This window comes from Pseudomonas sp. HP_14 (assembly GCF_055283875.1).
The window spans coordinates 1-17655 of record NZ_JBTOQI010000026.1; the positions used below are offsets into that span (position 1 = coordinate 1).

Sequence of the window (17655 nt, forward strand, 5' to 3'; positions counted from 1 at the left end):
CTTCAGCGATGAGCGCCGTGCTGAGATCGGCTTCTCCCCGCGCACTCGCTGGCCCCTGCGCCGCTGGTATATCTGGCGTGTACTCAGCTTCTGGAAAATGCCCTATATGATCGCCGAATGGGGCCATAAAGCGGGCACTCCGTATATCCCGGAAAAAGTCCGCGAGTGGTCAGCGCCTATTCCTCCAGACCAATGGGCCAAACCCAGCCCGGAACTGCAACGCGCGACAAAAGTGGTTGAGCAGGCCATGAACAGGAAAAAGAACAAGCTGGACTTCCGTTCTGCCTGCCAATTGATAGAGGACAGGTAAACAGACATTTACTGGCAATCAAACCCGCTCCGTCATCGCCGCCAACGCCACCGAAGTCGCCGCCGTCCGCGTCTCGACGCCCAGCTTTATGTAGATATGTTCCAGGTGCTTGTTCACCGTGCGCGGGCTGAGTTGCAGAATGTCACCGATGTCTTTGTTAGTCTTACCGCAGGACACCCAGCGCAGTACTTCGATTTCTCGTTCGGTGAGCTGGAAGCGGCTGGAGAGTTTGCCGTAGGCGGGCTTGTCGTCGAAGCCCAGGCTGGCGGATTGTGAGGCGTTGCGGGCAGATTGCAGGATGCGCGCGGTGCGTAAATGGGAGGCGACCCGTGCCAGAACCTCGTCGCAGACGATGGGTTTGGTCACGTAGTCGATGGCCCCGGCTTCAAAGCCTTTGACCACGTGTTCGCTGTCGGTGAGGGCGGTCATGAACAGGATCGGAATGTTAGCGCTTTCCGGCTGTGCCTTGATCCGGCGACAGGTTTCGAAGCCGTCCAGACCGGGCATCATGGCGTCGAGCAGGATCAGGTCCGGGCGCCTGCGCTGAATGCGGTTTAGAGCGCTGCTGCCGTCCAGAGCCACCAGCACCATGTAGCCGGCTTCGTCCAGCGCGTCGGAGAGCAGCGCGAGATTGTCCGGGGTGTCGTCGACGATCAGGATCACGCTGTTATCAGCGGGTTGGATCGGGGCGTTCATTGAGGGCCTCCTTCAATTGCAGGCTGAGTTCATCCAGACGAAAGCCCTTGGCGAGGGTTCGCAGGTCGGCGATGAAGCTGGCGCTGGTGATGCTTTCCCGCTCGATGGCATCGAGTTTGGCCTGGATGCCACGCACATAACCCAGGCCGCACAGCTCGTACAGATCCAGCAGATCCTGACGGGGCGGCAGAGTCCACGGCGCTTTGACCACCGAGACCGAGCGCAGGCGACGCAACCATTGCAGTTGCAAGTGGTGCTGAATGCGATCCAGCAGTTGCTGGATGTGTACCGGCTTGGCGAGATAGTCGTTGCAGACCTCAGGCAGGCTACGCTCCTTGTCGTCGGTAAACGGATTGGCGTTCGCTGAAATGATGATGATCGGTGCCAGCGACAGGGCGTTGCGGCGGATCAGGCGGCTGGTTTCCCAACCGTCCATGTCCGGCATCGATAAATCCATGAGAATCAGGTCCGGGTGCAGCAGCGACACCTGACGAATTGCTTCCTGACCATTCGCTGCCTGGGCGACTTCAAAGCCCAGCGGTGTGAGCATGCCGCTGATGACTTTGCGATGCTCGATATGATCGTCCACCACCAGAATCAGCTGTCGCTCGCCCTCATAGCCCATGACGTCGTGATCCACATGGATCACCGCCTTGGGTACCCGGACTTCCGACAGAAACAGCCGGACCTGAAAGCGCGTGCCTTCGTCGGGCTGGCTGGTAACGGACAAGGCGCCGCCCATCAACGAGGTGAGCATGCGTGTGATGGTCAACCCCAGGCCCACGCCGTTGTCCTGACGCACCAGACCGCCGCGTTCGAAGGGCTGGAAGATCCGCTCGATCTGCTCGGGAGCGATGCCGATTCCGGTGTCGATGATGTCGAAAATCGCCGTTTCCCGGCGGTAACTGACGCGCAGGCAGACTTCGCCGCTGTCGGTGAAATTTACCGCGTTGCCCAGCAAATTGATCAGGATTTGCCGCACGCGTTTCTCGTCGCCGCGAACCACCGCAGGCATGCGGCCTTCTACGTCGAGCCGGAAGGTCAGGCCCTTTTCCCGCGCTGTCGGGGCAAACATCTGCTCAAGATCGTGAAGGAATTCCTGAAAGAGGATTTCCGACGGCTCAAGGCGCAATTTGCCGGCCTCGATTTTGGCGACATCCAGTAATCCGTCGATCAACGACAGCAAGTGCGAACTGCTGCGCAGGATGGTCGCCAGCGGATCCTGCTGATGGGCCGGTGTTGCAGGGTCGCGTTGCAGAATCTGGGTGAAACCGAGAATGCTGTTCAGCGGTGTGCGCAGCTCATGAGACAGGCCGGTCACGTAGCGGCTCTTGGCCGCATTGGCTGCCTCCGAGGCTTCTTTGGCTTTTTGCAGGGCCTGATCAGTCTTATCGTGAGCATCGATTTCCTGCATCAGCAATGAAGTCTGGCGGTCCGATTCTTCCAGCGCCACACGACGGCTTTCCCGGGTCAGTACTACCCACCAGGCCAGAATTCCGGCGAACACGCAGAGGGTGAAGAACGCTTTGAGAAAGGCGAGAAACAGCGTGTGATGCACGGCGGGGGACTGGTCAATCAGGCTGTGAGACACCTGGCCATAGATCACCGCAAGAGCACCGGAAATGGTCAGCAGCAGGATCGTCAACAGACCCAGGTATTGCGCCAGTCGGGTATGCAGATAGTGCAGCGGCAGTTTCGGCAGCACTTTGCTGATCACGTCTTCGAACTGCATCGACAGCCGCGCGCGGCTTTTGCACTGGTCGGCGCAGCGGGCGTCCAGCGAACAGCACAACGAGCAGATGGGCGAGCTGTAAGCCGGGCAGTAAGCCATGTCCGGCGTTTCGAATTCATTGCTGCACAAGCCACAGCGCAGGCTCGTCTGCTGCCCGAGCGGGAAGAGTTGCAGCGGGTCGCTGGTGCGTGCGATGTAGTACTTGCCTTGGGTCCACCACGCGATCAACGGTGCCGCAATCAACGCCGTGGTGAGGGAAATCAGCGGCGGGGCGGCCTGAGCCAGTTCGCCGAATGCCCCGAAATGGGCACTGATCGACAGCAATGAAGCAATCGACATGGCGCCGACGCCGACGGGGTTGATGTCATACAGGTGCGCGCGTTTGAATTCGATGTGTTTCGGCGAGAAGCCCAGCGGCTTGTTGATCACCAGATCCGCTACGAGGGTGCCGATCCAGGCAATGGCCACGTTGGCGTACAGGCCGAGCACTTGCTCGATCGCGTCGAATACTCCCAGCTCCATCAGGATCAGGGCGATGGCGACGTTGAACACCAGCCACACCACACGGCCCGGATGACTGTGGGTGACGCGGGCAAAAAAGTTCGACCAGGCCAGAGAACCGGCGTAGGCATTGGTCAGGTTGATCTTGATCTGGGAAATGATCACGAACAGCACCATGGCCGCCAGGGCCCATTCCGGGGAGCTGAACACGTACCGGAAGGCGACCAGATACATCTGCGTCGGCTCGGCCGCACGCTCAATGGGGACTTCGTGTTGCAGGGCGAGAAACGCAAGAAACGCTCCGGCCATGATTTTCAGCGCGCCGGGGATGATCCAGCCGGGGCCTGCCATCAGCAGCGCCGCCCACCAGCGTTTACGGTTCTTGCGGGTTTTTTCCGGGAGAAAGCGTAAATAGTCGACCTGTTCGCCGATTTGCGTCACCAATGACAGCGCGACGCTGAACGCTGCACCAAAGAACAGCAGATTGAACGTGCCGCCTTCGCCCTCACGCCCGGCAAACGTGGTCAGGTCGGAGAGGGCTTCGGGGTTTTTCCAGATCACGAAGATGTACGGGACCAGCAACAAGGTCAGCCATAACGGCTGCGACCACATCTGCAAACGACTGATCAGGGTAATGCCGTATGCCACAAGGGGAATGACGATGATCGAACAGATCACGTAGGCCATGGCCAGGGGTATCTGGAAATACAGCTCGATGGCCAGGGCCATGATTGCCGCTTCCAGAGCAAAAAACAGGAAGGTGAAACTGGCGTAGATCAGCGACGTGATGGTCGAACCGATGTAGCCGAAGCCCGCGCCACGGGTCAGCAAGTCCATGTCTACGCCGTAGCGGGCCGCGTAATAGCTGATGGGCAGACCCGTCAGGAAAATCACCAACGCCGTGGCCAGGATCGCCCACAAGGTGTTGGTGAAGCCATAACTCATGACCAGCGCGCCGCCGATGGCCTCCAGCGCCAGAAACGAAACCGCCCCAACGGCGGTATTGGCGATGCGGAACTCCGACCATTTTCGGAATGATTTGGGCGTGAAGCGTAAGGCGTAGTCCTCCATGGTCTCGTCAGCGACCAGGCTGTTGTAATCGCGGCGAACCTTGACGATGCGTTGGGAGCCGGAGGGTCGCACTTGGCGTGTTCCTGAAAAGGATGTTTATGGTTATGGGTTGCCAACAGCAACTTCCGTGCCTCCCTGGCGCCTATTTCTGTAGGAGCTGCCGCAGGCTGCGAAGCGGTGTGTCATGAAAAACCATTCGCAGCCTTCGGCAGCTCCTACAGGTAAAGGGCATTTCTGCGCGCAATCATCCTCGCTTTTGCGCAGTCCGGCCCTACGTCAAATGACGTAGCCGGGTACGTCATGATGCGTATACCCGGTTTTGCTCCTCGACCTCATGCTTGCCGCAGTCTCACCACAGGGCCTTTGCGGACCGTGGCGCATTTAAAAAAAACAGGCAAAGCACAGGAGCGGGAACATGAATTCACGACTGACAGGTGCCAAAAGGTTTTTGCCACGTCGATTGGCGCTGGGCGCTGCTGCGCTTTCGCTGATTGCGGCAGGGGTGTTCGGGCAAGTGGCGCTGGCCGATGACGCCAATACCACCGGGCTGGCCGTGACCGCGACCGAAGTGACGGTCGGCCAGTTGCACTCGGCCACCGGCACCATGGCCATCTCTGAGACAGGCTCGATCCAGGCCGAGCGTCTGGCCATCGACCAGATCAACGCGTCGGGCGGGATTCTCGGGCGGCAGATTAAAGTCGTGCAGGAAGACGGCGCGTCTGACTGGCCGACCTTCGCCGAAAAAGCCAGGAAGCTGCTGGTAGGCGACAAGGTCGCAGCAGTGTTCGGCTGCTGGACCTCGGCTTCACGTAAAGCCGTTTTGCCGGTCTTCGAGAAGGAGAACGGCCTGCTGTACTACCCGACTTTTTATGAAGGCCTGGAACAGTCGAAAAACGTGATTTATACCGGCCAGGAAGCCACCCAGCAAATTATTGCCAGCCTCGACTGGATCGCCAAAACCAAAGGCGCCAAAACCTTTTACCTGATTGGCTCGGACTACATCTGGCCGCGCACCTCCATGAAAATCGCCCGTAAACACATCGAAAACGTGCTCAAAGGCACTGTGGTCGGCGAGGACTACTACCCGCTGGGCAACACTCAATTCGGCTCGCTGATCAACAAGGTCAAGTTGAAAAAGCCTGATGTGGTGTTCGCCGCCGTGGTCGGTGGTTCCAACGTGGCGTTCTACAAACAGCTCAAAGCCGCTGGCGTTGACTCCACCAAACAGACCTTGTTGACCTTGTCGGTGACCGAAGACGAGTTACTGGGCATCGGCGGCGAAAACATGAAGGGCTTCTACGCCTCCATGAAGTACTTCCAGAGCCTGGACAACCCGAACAACAAAGCCTTCGTTGATGCGTTCAAGGCCAAGTACGGCAAGGATTCGGTGATGGGCGACGTGACCCAGGCCGCCTATCTCGGCCCATGGTTGTGGAAAGCAGCAGTCGAGAAGGCCGGTAGCTTCGATATCGACAAAGTGGTTGCCGCATCGCCTGGCATCGAGCTCAAAACCGCGCCTGAAGGCTACGTCAAGGTCCACGAAAACCACCACCTGTGGAGCAAGACCCGCATTGGTGAAGTGCAGACCGATGGTCAGTTCAAGGTGATCTACGAGTCGGACCTGATCGAGCCGAATCCTTTTCCGAAGGGCTACCAATAACCGCTGACCACACCTTTCCTGTAGGAGCGTAGCTTGCTCGCGATCGGCTGCGAAGCAGTCGTAAAAATGGTGAATTCACCATGGTCTGAAGGTCGTGCCGACCTTATCGCGAGCAAGCTGCGCTCCTACAGAAAATAGCAGTGCAGCTCATGCACTGCGTTTTCCACCTCGGAGACCATCATCATGGAATGGCTATCGGAATTTGGTGCCATCGCGGCCATGCAGGGGTTCAACGGGTTATCCGTATTCTGCGTGCTGCTGCTGATGGCCCTGGGGCTGGCGATTATTTTTGGCCAGATGGGCGTGATTAACATGGCCCACGGTGAATTCCTCACCATCGGTGCCTACACCACGTACGTGATGTCCAGCCTGACGTTGCAGTACATGCCGTCCATGCAGCCGTACTACTTTTTCTTCGCCATCGCGTTGTCGTTCGTGGTGGCCGGGGCCATTGGCTGGGTTGTCGAATCGGTGATGATCAGCCGTTTGTACCATCGCCCACTGGATACCTTGCTCGCCACCTGGGGTTTGTCACTGGTGATGCAGCAAGCCTTTCGCTCGATCTTCGGCGCCCGCGAAGTCAGCGCCACCCCGCCTGAATGGCTGATGGGCTCAGTGAGCCTCAGCGATACCATCGAGATCCCGCGTAACGGCCTGTTTGTCATGGGCCTGACCATTTTGCTGACCGCGACGATCTTCCTGATGCTGTACCGCACCCGCTGGGGCCTGCACGTTCGCGCCACGGTGCAGAACCGGATCATGAGCCGCGCGGTGGGCATCAATACCCGCAAGGTCGACCGCATGACGTTTGCCCTGGGCTGCGGTGTCGCCGGAGTCGCGGGCGCTGCGTTCACCACCATCGGCTCCACCGGGCCCACTGCGGGTTCGCTGTACATCGTCGACACCTTTCTGGTGGTGGTTTTCGGCGGTGCGCAAAGCTTGTTCGGCACCATCGCCTCGGCGTTTGCCATCGCTCAGACCCAGTCGATTTCCGAATTTTTCATGAGTGGTTCCATGGCCAAGGTCCTGACCCTGTCTGCCGTGATCCTGATTCTGCTGATGCGCCCGCAAGGGTTGTTTTCCAGCAAAGTACGTAAATAAGAGGCCACCCCATGAATGCTCTAAACAAAGTGCTCGGTGGTCGACAAGGTGTCGTCGGCGTGCTGATCCTGGCTGTGCTGATTCTGGTGGTCTTTCCGCTGACGCTGGACGCCTTCCGGCTGAACATGGTCGGCAAATACCTGACCTACGCGTTCGTCGCCGTCGGTTTGGTGTTGTGTTGGGGGTACGGCGGCATTCTCAGTCTCGGCCAGGGCGTGTTCTTCGGCCTTGGCGGTTACTGCATGGCGATGTTCCTCAAGCTTGAGGCATCGGATCCGGAAAGCACCAAAATCCAGTCAACGCCCGGTATCCCGGATTTCATGGACTGGAACCAGATCACTGAACTGCCGTGGTTGTGGGTGCCGTTTCACAGCTTCACGTTCACCGTCATTGCAGTAATCGCCGTGCCGGTGATTCTTGCCCTGGTGATCGGTCTGGCGATGTTCAAGCGCCGGGTCGGTGATGTGTACTTTTCCATCGTGACTCAAGCCATCGCGCTGATTCTCACGGTGCTGATCATTGGCCAGCAAGGGCTGACCGGTGGCGTCAACGGCATCACTGATTTGAAGACGCTGCTGGGTTGGGACATCCGCGGCGACGGGGCAAAACTTGCCTTGTACTTCATCAATGCGGGGCTGCTGTTCGCCTGCATTCTGATCGGTAAATTCATCCTTGCCTCCAAGCTCGGCCGACTGCTGATGGCCATGCGCGATAAGGAAGAACGGGTGCGTTTTTCCGGCTATGACGTGGCCAGTTTCAAGATTTTCGTGTTCTGCGTGGCTGCGGCTTTCTCGGCCATTGGCGGCGCGATGTTTGCCTTGCAGGTGGGCTTCATGTCGCCGTCGTTCGTGGGCATCGTGCCCTCCATCGAGATGGTGATCTTCGCTGCAGTGGGCGGGCGCATGTCGCTGCTTGGCGCGGTGTACGGCTCGCTGCTGGTCAACTACGGCAAGACCTACTTTTCCGAATCCTTCCCTGAATTGTGGCTGTACCTGATGGGTGGCCTGTTCATCGCGGTGGTCATGTACTTCCCCAACGGTCTGGCCGGTTTGTGGGAAAGCCACGGGCGCAAATGGCTTGCCGGTTTGCGCGGTAAACCTGCGCCGGTGCTTGAAAAGCCGCACATCACGCCGGTACAGGCGATGCCCAAAGCCAGCGTCACGCCACTGGAGACTCAGCCATGAGCAGCCCGACAGGCTTTCAGATGCACAAGCCGGTGTTGGCCATCGAAGGGCTGACGGTGTCTTTCGACGGTTTCAAGGCGGTGGACGATCTCAATCTGTACATCGACCGCAACGAGGTGCGGGTGGTCATTGGCCCTAACGGCGCTGGCAAGACCACGGTACTGGATCTGATCTGCGGCAAGACCCGGGCCACGGGTGGCAGCATTCAGTTCGAGGGCCGTGAACTGACCAAAATGCATGAGTACGACATTGTCCGTGCCGGGGTCGGTCGTAAATTCCAGACCCCATCGATCTACGACAACCTGAGCGTTTTCGAAAACCTGGAAATGTCCTTTCCTGCAGGGCGCTCGGTGTTCGGCGCACTGTTTTTCAAGCGCTCCGATGAAGTGGTCGCACGGGTCAGGGATGTCGCCGCAGACATCTTCCTTGGCGACTTGCTTGAGCAGCAGGCGGGTCTGCTATCCCACGGCCAGAAGCAGTGGCTGGAAATCGGCATGTTGCTCATGCAAGACCCGCAACTGCTGATGCTCGACGAGCCGGTCGCCGGGATGAGCGTCAGTGAACGTTCGCAAACGGCCGAGCTGCTCAATCGCATCAGTCAGGGGCGATCGGTACTGGTCATTGAGCACGACATGGAGTTCGTCAAAAGCATCGCTCACAAGGTCACGGTGCTGCATCAGGGCAAGGTGCTGGCGGAAGGCAGCATGGAATCGGTGCAGACCAACCCGAAAGTCATTGAAGTCTATCTGGGCCACTAATCAGGAGCGCGGCATGTTCAAGATCAATCAGCTGGCGTGTGGTTATGGCCAAAGCCAGATCCTTCATGGCCTGGACCTCAGTGTTGAAAAGCAGGAAATCGTGGCGGTCATGGGCCGTAACGGCATGGGCAAGACCACGCTGTTCAAAAGCCTGATGGGCATCCTGCCGCAGTGGGGCGGCCAGGTGCAGGTCGAGGGCGTTGACGTGTCGGCCATGGAAACCCATTCCCGGGTCGAACATGGCATGGCTTACGTGCCGCAGGGGCGGATGATTTTCCCGGCCATGAGCGTGCTGGAAAACATTCAGACCGGCTTGCCTGCATCGGCTCGCGGCATCGTGCCGGAAGATTTGTACGCGCTGTTCCCGGTGCTTTACGACATGCGCGGCCGACGTGGCGGCAACCTGTCCGGCGGTCAGCAGCAGCAACTGGCGATTGCCCGCGCGCTGGCGACCAACCCCAAGGTATTGCTGCTTGATGAGCCGACTGAAGGCATCCAGCCGTCGATCATCAAGGACATCGCCCGCACCCTGAAAGAGATTCGCACGTTGCGCAACCTGACCATTGTGGTCTCCGAGCAGGTGCTGTCGTTCACCCTTGAAATCGCTGATAGATTCCTGGTGATCGAGAAGGGGCGTTTCGTGATTGAAGAGACCCGGGCCAATGTCGATGAAGCGACGATCAGTCGGTATTTGTCGGTTTAGTAATCCCCCAGATATGTAGCGTTTTATCAGGCGCCATCGCGAGCAAGCTCACTCCTACAGGTGAGTGCATTCCAACTGTAGTAGCGACCGGGGTGGCGATCCACCTTGCTCGCGATGGCGTCAGTAAAGCCAACCGATGAACCCAAGGAGAAACGCCATGACCGAAACGCTGATCAAAGTCGACCTCAACCAGCCCGCTACCGAAAACGAAAACATTCACAACCGCTGGCACCCGGATATTCCGATGGCGGCGTGGGTCAAGCCGGGGGATGACTTCATCCTCGAAACCTATGACTGGACCGCCGGCGCGATCAAGAACGATGACGACGCCAGCGATGTGCGCGACGTGGACCTGTCCACTGTGCATTATCTGTCCGGCCCGATTGGCGTGCATGGCGCTGAGCCGGGTGATTTGCTGATCGTAGACCTGCTGGACATCGGCGCACGGGCCGATTCCCAATGGGGGTTCAACGGGTTTTTCTCGCGGCAGAACGGCGGTGGTTTTCTCACCGATCATTTCCCTTCGGCACAAAAAGCCATCTGGGACTTCAAGGGCATGATGACCAGCTCCCGACATATTCCCGGTGTTGAGTTCGCCGGTCTGATTCACCCCGGCCTGATCGGCTGTCTGCCGGATCACAAGATGCTCGCCGAGTGGAACAAGCGCGAACAGGAACTGATCGACACCAACCCGACCCGCGTGCCGCCACTGGCCAACCCGCCGCACGCGAAAACCGCGCATCTGGGCAAGCTAAAAGGTCCGGCTCGCGACATGGCGGCAGCCACCGGCGCAAGGACTGTGCCGCCCCGTGAGCACGGCGGCAACTGCGACATCAAGGATTTGTCCCGTGGTTCGAAGGTGTTCTTCCCGGTCTATGTCGACGGTGCCGGCCTGTCAGTGGGCGATCTGCACTTCAGCCAGGGCGATGGCGAAATCACCTTCTGCGGCGCTATCGAAATGGCCGGCTGGGTGCACATGCGTGTCGAGCTGATCAAGGGTGGCATGGAGAAGTACGGCATCAAGAACCCGGTGTTCAAGCCCAGCCCGATTGTGCCCACGTACAACAAATACCTGATCTTCGAAGGTATCTCGGTGGACGAATCAGGCAAGCAACATTATCTGGACGTCAACATTGCGTATCGCCAGGCGTGCCTGAACGCAATCAACTACATGACCAAGTTCGGCTACTCACCGGCTCAGGGTTACGCGTTGCTTGGCTCGGCACCGGTGCAAGGCCATATCAGCGGCATTGTCGACATTCCCAACGCCTGTGCGACGTTGTGGCTGCCGACGGAAATCTTCCAGTTCGACATCAACCCGAACGCCAACGGCCCGACCAAAATGATTGACGGTTTGGTTGATTTGCCGATTGCCTACGATTTGTAGATTGTCGTCACCTCTCTGTAGGAGCTGCCGAAGGCTGCGAAGCGGCGGGTCAGTTGAACCCATTCGCAGCCTTCGGCAGCTCCTACAGGAGATCACTATCAGGAATCTGGCCCATGCCCATGTACGAATTCGATTGCCCCAGCTGTGGGGATTTCTCAGCCCTCAAACCTATGGCCGAGAGCGGCGCGCCGTGCGCCTGCCCGCAATGCGGCGAGTCAAGCATGCGAGTGATTTTGTCCGCGCCCGGCTTGAGCACGGTGTCAGGTAACAAACGCCGGGCCATCGAGACCAACGAGCGTAGCGCCCACGCGCCCAAGACCGTTGCCGAGTATCAGGACAGCAAACGCCACCCCAGCGGCTGCAGTTGTTGCGGGCCGAGCAAACCCGTGGTGCCCACCAAAACCAATCCCCATGCGCTGAAAGGCAAGGCAGCGGGACGGCCGTGGATGATCAGTCATTGAGGCTAATTACTGGCTGGCTGCAGTCTTGTGGGAGCCGGGCTTGCCCGCGATATAGGCACCGCATATCTCAGGTCAATCGCATACAGCCTTATCGCGGGCAAGCCCAGCTCCCACATAAACATCGAGTCAGAAGGATCAGTTGCGCCAAGGCCTCAGCCACAACGCCAGGCCTGCTAACAACACCGCCCCATACGCACAACTCAGCCCCAGTTGCAGCCAGGTGTCGCTGATCGGATGCAGCATCAGCGCTGCCACTAGCATGGCGGCAGCACCCAGTGCCCACTGGCTTTGCCATGGGACAAACGTCAGCAATTGCTGGCGGCGCATCAACAGCAGGCCGGTAATGATTGCTCCGGCCAGCGCCGCAATGGCAATGCCGATCAGACCGAGGAAAAACGGCAGCACCCCCAGCAGCAAGGCGTTGCACAGGTTGCCGATCAATTCGCAGTTCAGCGGCATGCGGGTATCGCCCGCCGCGTAGGCATAGCGCGCCAGCAAGGCATTCCAGGCACCAAACATCAGTGGCACGGCAAACCAGGCGAGCAATTCCGGCAGCGGGCCGTCGTGGGCCAGGCTGGGCAGTAGCAATACCACCAGCGCTCCCGAGGCGCCGATCAAACCGGCAATCGCGGGCAGGGTGAGCAACGTGGCGCTGCTCAGGCCTTTGCGCAACAGTACAAGGCGCTGATCGGCCGCACTGCCACTCATCAAACCCAGCAGCACCTGATTGAGACTCATCAGGGCAATCAAGGGCAGATTGATCAGCTTGCGGGCCAGGTTGATCCAGGTCACTGCGCCTTCGCCCAGTAACGAGGCAACCATACGCTCCAGTAACGCCAGGCCCTGGCTGGCGAGATTGCTGCTCAACAATGGGCCGATACGTTGCAGAAGCTCCCGGCCGACGCCGGGTTCGCCTTGCCATCGCCAAGGCTTCCAGCCCATCCGGTGTAACGTCGGCAGCAATGTGCCAGGCATAAGCAAACTGCCCAGCACGCAGGACAGCGCCAGGCCGACGGGTGTGGCCGCATGACTGGCAACGGCGAGGTAAATCACGGGCGGCAGGTTGAACAACAACGAGCCAAGCCCGGCCATGACGAATCGTTGTTGCGCCTGCAGCGGCACGCACAACAATGCATGCAGCAAGAAGCCCGGTGCGCACCATGCCAGCCATTGCAGGCTGCTACCTGCCAACGCGTAACCGCTGTCGTCCAGCCCCGGCCCGATGCCGCGTACCCATAGCGGCGCGCCAAGGCTCAACAGCAGCGCCAACGCCAGGCCACACAGCAACAGACGTGGCGCCAATGCATTGAGCCAGCGTTGTTGTGCGGGCAGATCGCGCTGTTGATACAAGGGCAGCGCCGCTGCGCTCAACAAGCCGGCCGCCAAGGCCATGCGCAGGGCTTCAGGGAGAAACATCGAGACCAGAAACGCGTCGCTTTGCGCCCCGGCACCCCAGGCGGCCACCAGCAGCCATTCACGGGCAAACCCCGCGGCCAGGCCGGTCAGCGTGGCCAGGGTTAGCCACAGGGTTGAGCCGAGCATGCGTCAGCCTTAATGAAACAAAGTGAACAGGCCTTTGCCGCCCACTTTGTAATTGAGACCGCGTGCCCGTTCGCCTTTGATCTCAGCGTTCGGCCCGCCGACGATGGCATAGGGCGGGACCGGTTTGGAGACCACGGCCGCGCCGCCGACCACCGCACCTTCGCCGATTTCGGCGCCAAAAGAGAGCAAGGCGCGGCTGCATATCCAGGCGTAGTCATGGATATACACCGGCCCACCGACGGCCCAGAATTCCGGTGCCTGCAGGTCGTGACCGCCTGCGATGATCAAGACGTGGGAAGCGACGGTCACGTGGTTGCCAATGATCAGTCCGCCGCGGGCATCCAGCTGACAGTGCCAGCCGATGGTGGTGTCATCGCCGATGCGCAGGCTGTCAACGCCGAGAATTTCGGTGTTGCGCCACACGCTGGAGCCTTTGCCGATTTTCGCCCCGCCGATGCGCAGCCACGTCAAACGTACAGTGTGGCTGGGGATCTTGCAGATCAGAATGTTGTACGCCTGTTCCCAGGTACGCAGCATGCGGTCGCGCAGCGTGGGCCAGTTGATCCCGTAGAGGGGGATCAGCGCACCTTTCATTTCGCTGGACAGCAAGCGGTAGAAGCGCCGTGCCAGCGGATGTTCGATACGCGGTTCGATGTTCAGGTAGCTGATGAACGACAGCGTCCGGCCCTTGATGGGCGTTTCGAACAGCACCTCGTTATCGAGCATCCACTGATAAGCGCTTTGCAGTTCTTCAAGTTCGACGCCCATCTTGCGTGCGTATTCAGGCAAGGCCAGGTACAGGTCGTGGGAGTGCATCAGACGGTGTTTCATGATTTCGATTCCTGCTCCGGTAACGCGTGTCGAACGAGGGCCGCCTGGGTTTTCAAGCGCTTTGCCTCATGCAGATTAATCCCCAGCATCAGCCAGAACACTGCAATCAGAACGCTGGTAAAACTGAAATAGTGGTCAAACAGGCCGCTGGCCAGTGCAGCGAGCAAGCCGGTGGTGGTGCCGAGCCAGATGGCGTTGTCGTGGGTCAGGGTAATGAAGCCGTCTTCGGGACGGGTTTCACGCCACCAACTGACAGTGACCGCGATGAATAGCAGCATCCCGGGGATGCCGAGCTTGTAAATGAAGTTCAGCCACAGGTTGGAAATACCGAACAGCGTCGCACCGGGCACCGGCGGATCGATCTTGAAACCAATGCCTAGGGGGAATTTGGCCATGGCGTCCGGGAAATGGCTGTATTCCAGAAAACGAATCGCTGTACTGGTGTCGTCGTTGGTGAACAAGCCCACTATTCGTTCTTGCAGCGGCGGGTAAAACATCAGCAGAAGTGTACCGGCAATACCGCTGCCCATGAGCACCCGGCCCATTAACGGCACGCGCTTGCGGGCCATCCACATCATCACCAGCATCAGACTGACCAGCGCGCCGCGTGAACCGGTCAACAGCAGACCGATGCTGCCCAATGTGGCGACGGCGAAGCCCAGGGATCTTGGCCAGCCTGTTCGGGTCATGCCAATACAGAATGCCAGCGGCACCATCAGTGCCATGGCACCGCCCGCCACGTTGGGGTGCATCCAGGGCGTGCCCATGCGATCAGCCAGCGAAATCAGGCTGTCGTTCAGTACGTCGATGCCGCCATAGCCGAGGATGCCGAGAATCGGGATCATCGCTTCAGCCGTGCGGGCCTTCAGGAACACCGGGATAGACAGCAGTAAAAGCAATAGGGTGCCGAGCAACAGTGCGCAGATCATCTGCTCCCGGTGTTTCTGCTGGTCCAGCAAACGTGGTACCAGAAACAATGCAGACAGGTTGAACAGCCAGCGCACCCAGTTGATCGGGCCGTTACCCAGCGCAGTGATGGTCAGTTGCCCGACGATGAACGGCAAAGCGCTGTAAAGCATCAGCGTGATCAGCAAGCGCTCCGTTCGCATCAGCCCTGGTAATGGCGGCGGGTTGGTGAACATCCGGTGTGCCAGATACGCAGCCCAGACCAGCATCAGCAGGGCCTCGGACACCGTGGTACGAATCCCGACATTGACTGTCGAGTAGGGCAGAAATGTGGCCAGCACGCCAAACAACAGCAAGCCGCGCAACGGTCGCCGAATCACCGTGGCGATGGCCACCACTCCGATCATCGCTGCCAGCACCTTGAACGCTGGCAGCAACCAGAACATTGCACCGAACAACAGGCCGAAGAGCAAGCCAACGGGCATTGCCAATGGCATCAGCGCAACTCCTCGATCAACTCGTCAAAGCGCTGGTTGAAGGCTTTGGGGCCATACCCGGCGGCCCAGGTTTTCAGCGTTTCAGGGTCTTCTTTTTCCGCACTGGCCAGTTCGCCCATGAGCTGGATTAGCGCGCCAGTGTCATTAGGGGAAAAGCGGGGGCTCCCGGGCGGGGTGATTTCATCCAGGGACGAGCCACTGGCCACGGCGACTGGCGTGCCCACGCCCAGTGCCTCAACCACTGGCAGGCCGAAACCTTCTGCATAGGACGGCTGCCACATGCGGTCGGCCCGGGCGTAAACGGCGTGTAGCTCCGAATCGCTGATCTCGCTCAGGAAGTGCAGACCGGGCAGGGCTTGCTGGGCCGGTGGCAGATGTTCCGGCGCGCCGATCAGGATCAGGTCCGGGACATTTGCGAATTGCGTTCGCGCGCGTTGCCAGGCGTCAATGAACCACGCCATGTTTTTGCGCGGCTCACGGGTACCGACGCACAACCAGTAACGCTCGGGCAGTGTCCAGCCCAGCAGTTCGGAAGGCTCATCACTCCAGCCGCTGACCAGCGCGGGCAGTACGCGCAGCTTGTCGCGGGTTTCGGGGAACAGGCGCATGCATTCATCGGCGGTGAACTGCGATGGGGTCCAGATTCGATCAGCGACCCGCAGCGAGTGAGCAATCGACAGCCGATCAGTGACGCCGTAAATACGTGCCTTCAGCTGTGAGCCGTGACTGTTTTTAAGGGTCAGCTGGAACAGGTCCTGCAACTGCAGTACATAACGCATGCCCTCCGGCTTGCGGCCCAGCGGCAAGCCCATGTTCATGTTGCAGATGTACACCTGTACTTCTGCATCGCGCAGGGCCTTGGGCAGAAACAAACCCTCGAAGCGCAGCCGCTCGGGCAGCCGGTGGATGCCATTGAGAGGCGTGGCCCAGCGCGGACAGTGCGCCACGCGGCGGATCGGATGGTCGAAAGGCGCTACGCTGAATAATTGCACCTGGGTGTTGGGGTTGGCTCGCGTGGCTTCTTCGAGGGCGATGTTTTGCCGGCCGATGCCGCTGTTCGGATAGCCGGTGGCCGGACGGTAATCAAGTCCTACACGCATGGGCGCGGCTCCTGTTTGGCTTTTACGGGTGATAGTCGAGTGTAAATCCGCTCCAGTTGAGCAGCAGATACCGACCAGTCGTGGTGGGTTTGCACGTACTTGCGTCCGGCTTCTCCGATCTGTGCCAGACGCGCGGGTTGCTCAATGGCTTCGGTGATGATCCGCGCCAGCTCCTGCGGGTCTTCGCTGCCCAGATAATGCTCGCCGTTGACCACTGCGAGTCCCGAACTGCCTTGTTCAGTAGTGACCACCGGCAAACCGGCCGCCATGGCTTCCAGTACTTTGAGCTTGGAGCCGCCGCCTTGACGCAGCGGGGCAAAAAATATCGCGGTGTTGTTCTGCAAGGCACGCAGGTCCGGGACGAACCCCTGAAACTCGATGCGCGGATCAGGCCAGCGTTCGCGCCACGAGTCGGGCAGGGCGAAGCCGCACACCACAAAACGCAGCGTGGGCGCGTGTTGCCAGACTTTCGGCATGATCTCGGTCAGTGCCCATTCGATGGCATCCACATTTGGGCCGTACTCGTAGTTGCCAATGAACAACAGCCGATTACTGTAGGGATCAGGCTTGACCTGGGCGTAGTACCCGCAATCGACGCTGTTGACGACCACAGCCGTCGCCTTGCCACTGAGCCGGGAAATTTCCTTGGCATCGTCTTCGGTTACCGCGATCAACTGATCGGCCTGACGAAAGACCCGGCTTTCCCAGTGGCGATAGCGCCAGCGATCAAAGCTGGCGAACAGGCCAGCCCAGCGCGGCAGCCGGTCGTAGCTGGTGGCACCCATGGCCGACTCGACATTGTGTTCAGTCATCACAAACGGTTTGCCCGATTGTTGCAGCGGCTTTTCAAACGGCTCGAAGCCATACGTGTGCTGAAGCTGGATCACGTCCCAGGGTTCTTCAAGCAGGCCTTCGAACACTTCGCTCAGGCGTGGTGCGTAGCCGTTGATACAGGCCAGCATCGGCGCCGGGGCCACGGCGATGGCCATCAGCGTCTTGGCACTTTTGAGCGGGCGGCGCGGTAACACGATCAGCCGCTCCAGCCACGGTTCCAGCGCGTCACGGGTGCTTTGATCGACATCGGTTTTGGACTGCACCAGCAAGGTGATCTGATGACCACGGGCGGCAAGGTTGCGCAGCAGGTGGTATTCCCGGGTTTTGCCGCCGCTGGTGGTTGGCCATGGCAGATAGGGTAGTGTCCAGAGAATTCGCATT

General features: G+C 59.4%; 14 protein-coding genes and 1 pseudogene. 8 read left to right on the forward strand and 7 right to left on the reverse strand.

The annotated features are described in order from the left end of the window. A pseudogene (locus tag ACYASS_RS17130) lies at positions 1-310 on the forward strand (DUF6708 domain-containing protein); the annotation flags it as partial. 18 nt (positions 311-328) lie between these two features. On the opposite strand, the gene ACYASS_RS17135 reads toward ACYASS_RS17130, so the two are convergent. Beyond that, entirely contained in the window at positions 329-1006 is a 678-nt protein-coding gene (locus ACYASS_RS17135) for a response regulator (RefSeq protein ID WP_463586993.1), read from the reverse strand. After that, positions 981-4382, reverse strand: coding sequence for an ATP-binding protein (locus ACYASS_RS17140; protein ID WP_463586994.1), 3402 nt, complete (start codon positions 4380-4382; stop codon positions 981-983). Before ACYASS_RS17140 ends, ACYASS_RS17135 begins: the two co-directional genes overlap by 26 nt. Before the next feature lie 343 nt (positions 4383-4725). Here ACYASS_RS17140 and urtA point away from each other — a divergent pair, with 343 nt between their 5' ends. The 7 genes from urtA to ACYASS_RS17175 all read left to right on the forward strand — a co-directional run bounded on the left by urtA (position 4726) and on the right by ACYASS_RS17175 (position 11564). Continuing rightward, positions 4726-5970: an urea ABC transporter substrate-binding protein gene (urtA, locus tag ACYASS_RS17145; protein WP_463586995.1), complete on the forward strand. Its 1245-nt coding sequence runs from the start codon at positions 4726-4728 to the stop codon at positions 5968-5970. A gap of 183 nt (positions 5971-6153) precedes the next feature. Beyond that, complete coding sequence (urtB, locus tag ACYASS_RS17150; protein WP_243246051.1) at positions 6154-7071, forward strand: urea ABC transporter permease subunit UrtB; 918 nt, start codon at positions 6154-6156, stop codon at positions 7069-7071. A gap of 11 nt (positions 7072-7082) precedes the next feature. After that, positions 7083-8255 (forward strand): urea ABC transporter permease subunit UrtC, encoded by a 1173-nt coding sequence (urtC, locus tag ACYASS_RS17155; RefSeq protein ID WP_463586996.1) that lies wholly within the window; start codon positions 7083-7085, stop codon positions 8253-8255. Then, positions 8252-9013, forward strand: a complete 762-nt coding sequence (gene urtD, locus ACYASS_RS17160; RefSeq protein WP_463586997.1) for an urea ABC transporter ATP-binding protein UrtD — start codon at positions 8252-8254, stop codon at positions 9011-9013. Before urtC ends, urtD begins: the two co-directional genes overlap by 4 nt. A gap of 13 nt (positions 9014-9026) precedes the next feature. Then, complete coding sequence (urtE, locus tag ACYASS_RS17165; RefSeq protein WP_243245768.1) at positions 9027-9716, forward strand: urea ABC transporter ATP-binding subunit UrtE; 690 nt, start codon at positions 9027-9029, stop codon at positions 9714-9716. Between the two features lie 157 nt (positions 9717-9873). Next, complete coding sequence (fmdA, locus tag ACYASS_RS17170; protein ID WP_463586998.1) at positions 9874-11103, forward strand: formamidase; 1230 nt, start codon at positions 9874-9876, stop codon at positions 11101-11103. Between the two features lie 113 nt (positions 11104-11216). Beyond that, positions 11217-11564 carry an FmdB family zinc ribbon protein gene (locus ACYASS_RS17175; RefSeq protein WP_243245766.1) on the forward strand — a complete coding sequence of 116 codons (348 nt, stop codon included), beginning with the start codon at positions 11217-11219 and terminating at the stop codon, positions 11562-11564. Between the two features lie 135 nt (positions 11565-11699). Here ACYASS_RS17175 and ACYASS_RS17180 read toward each other — a convergent pair whose 3' ends face one another. Genes ACYASS_RS17180 through ACYASS_RS17200 form a run of 5 tightly spaced genes read right to left on the reverse strand, consistent with a single transcriptional unit; the run spans position 11700 to position 17654 of the window. Then, a complete protein-coding gene (locus ACYASS_RS17180) occupies positions 11700-13106 on the reverse strand; it encodes a lipid II flippase MurJ (RefSeq protein WP_463586999.1) in 1407 nt (468 codons plus the stop codon). Between the two features lie 9 nt (positions 13107-13115). Further along, positions 13116-13937 carry an acyltransferase gene (locus tag ACYASS_RS17185; protein WP_463587000.1) on the reverse strand — a complete coding sequence of 274 codons (822 nt, stop codon included), beginning with the start codon at positions 13935-13937 and terminating at the stop codon, positions 13116-13118. Beyond that, positions 13934-15340 (reverse strand): O-antigen ligase family protein, encoded by a 1407-nt coding sequence (locus ACYASS_RS17190; RefSeq protein ID WP_463587001.1) that lies wholly within the window; start codon positions 15338-15340, stop codon positions 13934-13936. Before ACYASS_RS17190 ends, ACYASS_RS17185 begins: the two co-directional genes overlap by 4 nt. Next, positions 15340-16440 (reverse strand): glycosyltransferase family 4 protein, encoded by a 1101-nt coding sequence (locus ACYASS_RS17195; RefSeq protein ID WP_463587002.1) that lies wholly within the window; start codon positions 16438-16440, stop codon positions 15340-15342. The genes ACYASS_RS17190 and ACYASS_RS17195 overlap by 1 nt, the downstream gene beginning before the upstream one ends. Then, entirely contained in the window at positions 16431-17654 is a 1224-nt protein-coding gene (locus tag ACYASS_RS17200; RefSeq protein ID WP_463587003.1) for a glycosyltransferase family 4 protein, read from the reverse strand. The genes ACYASS_RS17195 and ACYASS_RS17200 overlap by 10 nt, the downstream gene beginning before the upstream one ends. Position 17655 lies beyond the last annotated feature (1 nt).

Bases quoted from the DNA above. Each gene is read 5' to 3' on its own strand.
- fmdA (WP_463586998.1), top strand. From the start codon at position 9,874: ATGACCGAAACGCTGATCAAAGTCGACCTCAACCAGCCCGCTACCGAA.
- ACYASS_RS17180 (WP_463586999.1), bottom strand. From the start codon at position 13,106: ATGCTCGGCTCAACCCTGTGGCTAACCCTGGCCACGCTGACCGGCCTG.
- ACYASS_RS17135 (WP_463586993.1), bottom strand. From the start codon at position 1,006: ATGAACGCCCCGATCCAACCCGCTGATAACAGCGTGATCCTGATCGTC.
- ACYASS_RS17175 (WP_243245766.1), top strand. From the start codon at position 11,217: ATGCCCATGTACGAATTCGATTGCCCCAGCTGTGGGGATTTCTCAGCC.
- urtA (WP_463586995.1), top strand. From the start codon at position 4,726: ATGAATTCACGACTGACAGGTGCCAAAAGGTTTTTGCCACGTCGATTG.
- urtB (WP_243246051.1), top strand. From the start codon at position 6,154: ATGGAATGGCTATCGGAATTTGGTGCCATCGCGGCCATGCAGGGGTTC.
- ACYASS_RS17195 (WP_463587002.1), bottom strand. From the start codon at position 16,440: ATGCGTGTAGGACTTGATTACCGTCCGGCCACCGGCTATCCGAACAGC.
- ACYASS_RS17185 (WP_463587000.1), bottom strand. From the start codon at position 13,937: ATGAAACACCGTCTGATGCACTCCCACGACCTGTACCTGGCCTTGCCT.
- ACYASS_RS17200 (WP_463587003.1), bottom strand. From the start codon at position 17,654: ATGCGAATTCTCTGGACACTACCCTATCTGCCATGGCCAACCACCAGC.
- urtE (WP_243245768.1), top strand. From the start codon at position 9,027: ATGTTCAAGATCAATCAGCTGGCGTGTGGTTATGGCCAAAGCCAGATC.
- ACYASS_RS17190 (WP_463587001.1), bottom strand. From the start codon at position 15,340: ATGCCATTGGCAATGCCCGTTGGCTTGCTCTTCGGCCTGTTGTTCGGT.
- urtD (WP_463586997.1), top strand. From the start codon at position 8,252: ATGAGCAGCCCGACAGGCTTTCAGATGCACAAGCCGGTGTTGGCCATC.
- urtC (WP_463586996.1), top strand. From the start codon at position 7,083: ATGAATGCTCTAAACAAAGTGCTCGGTGGTCGACAAGGTGTCGTCGGC.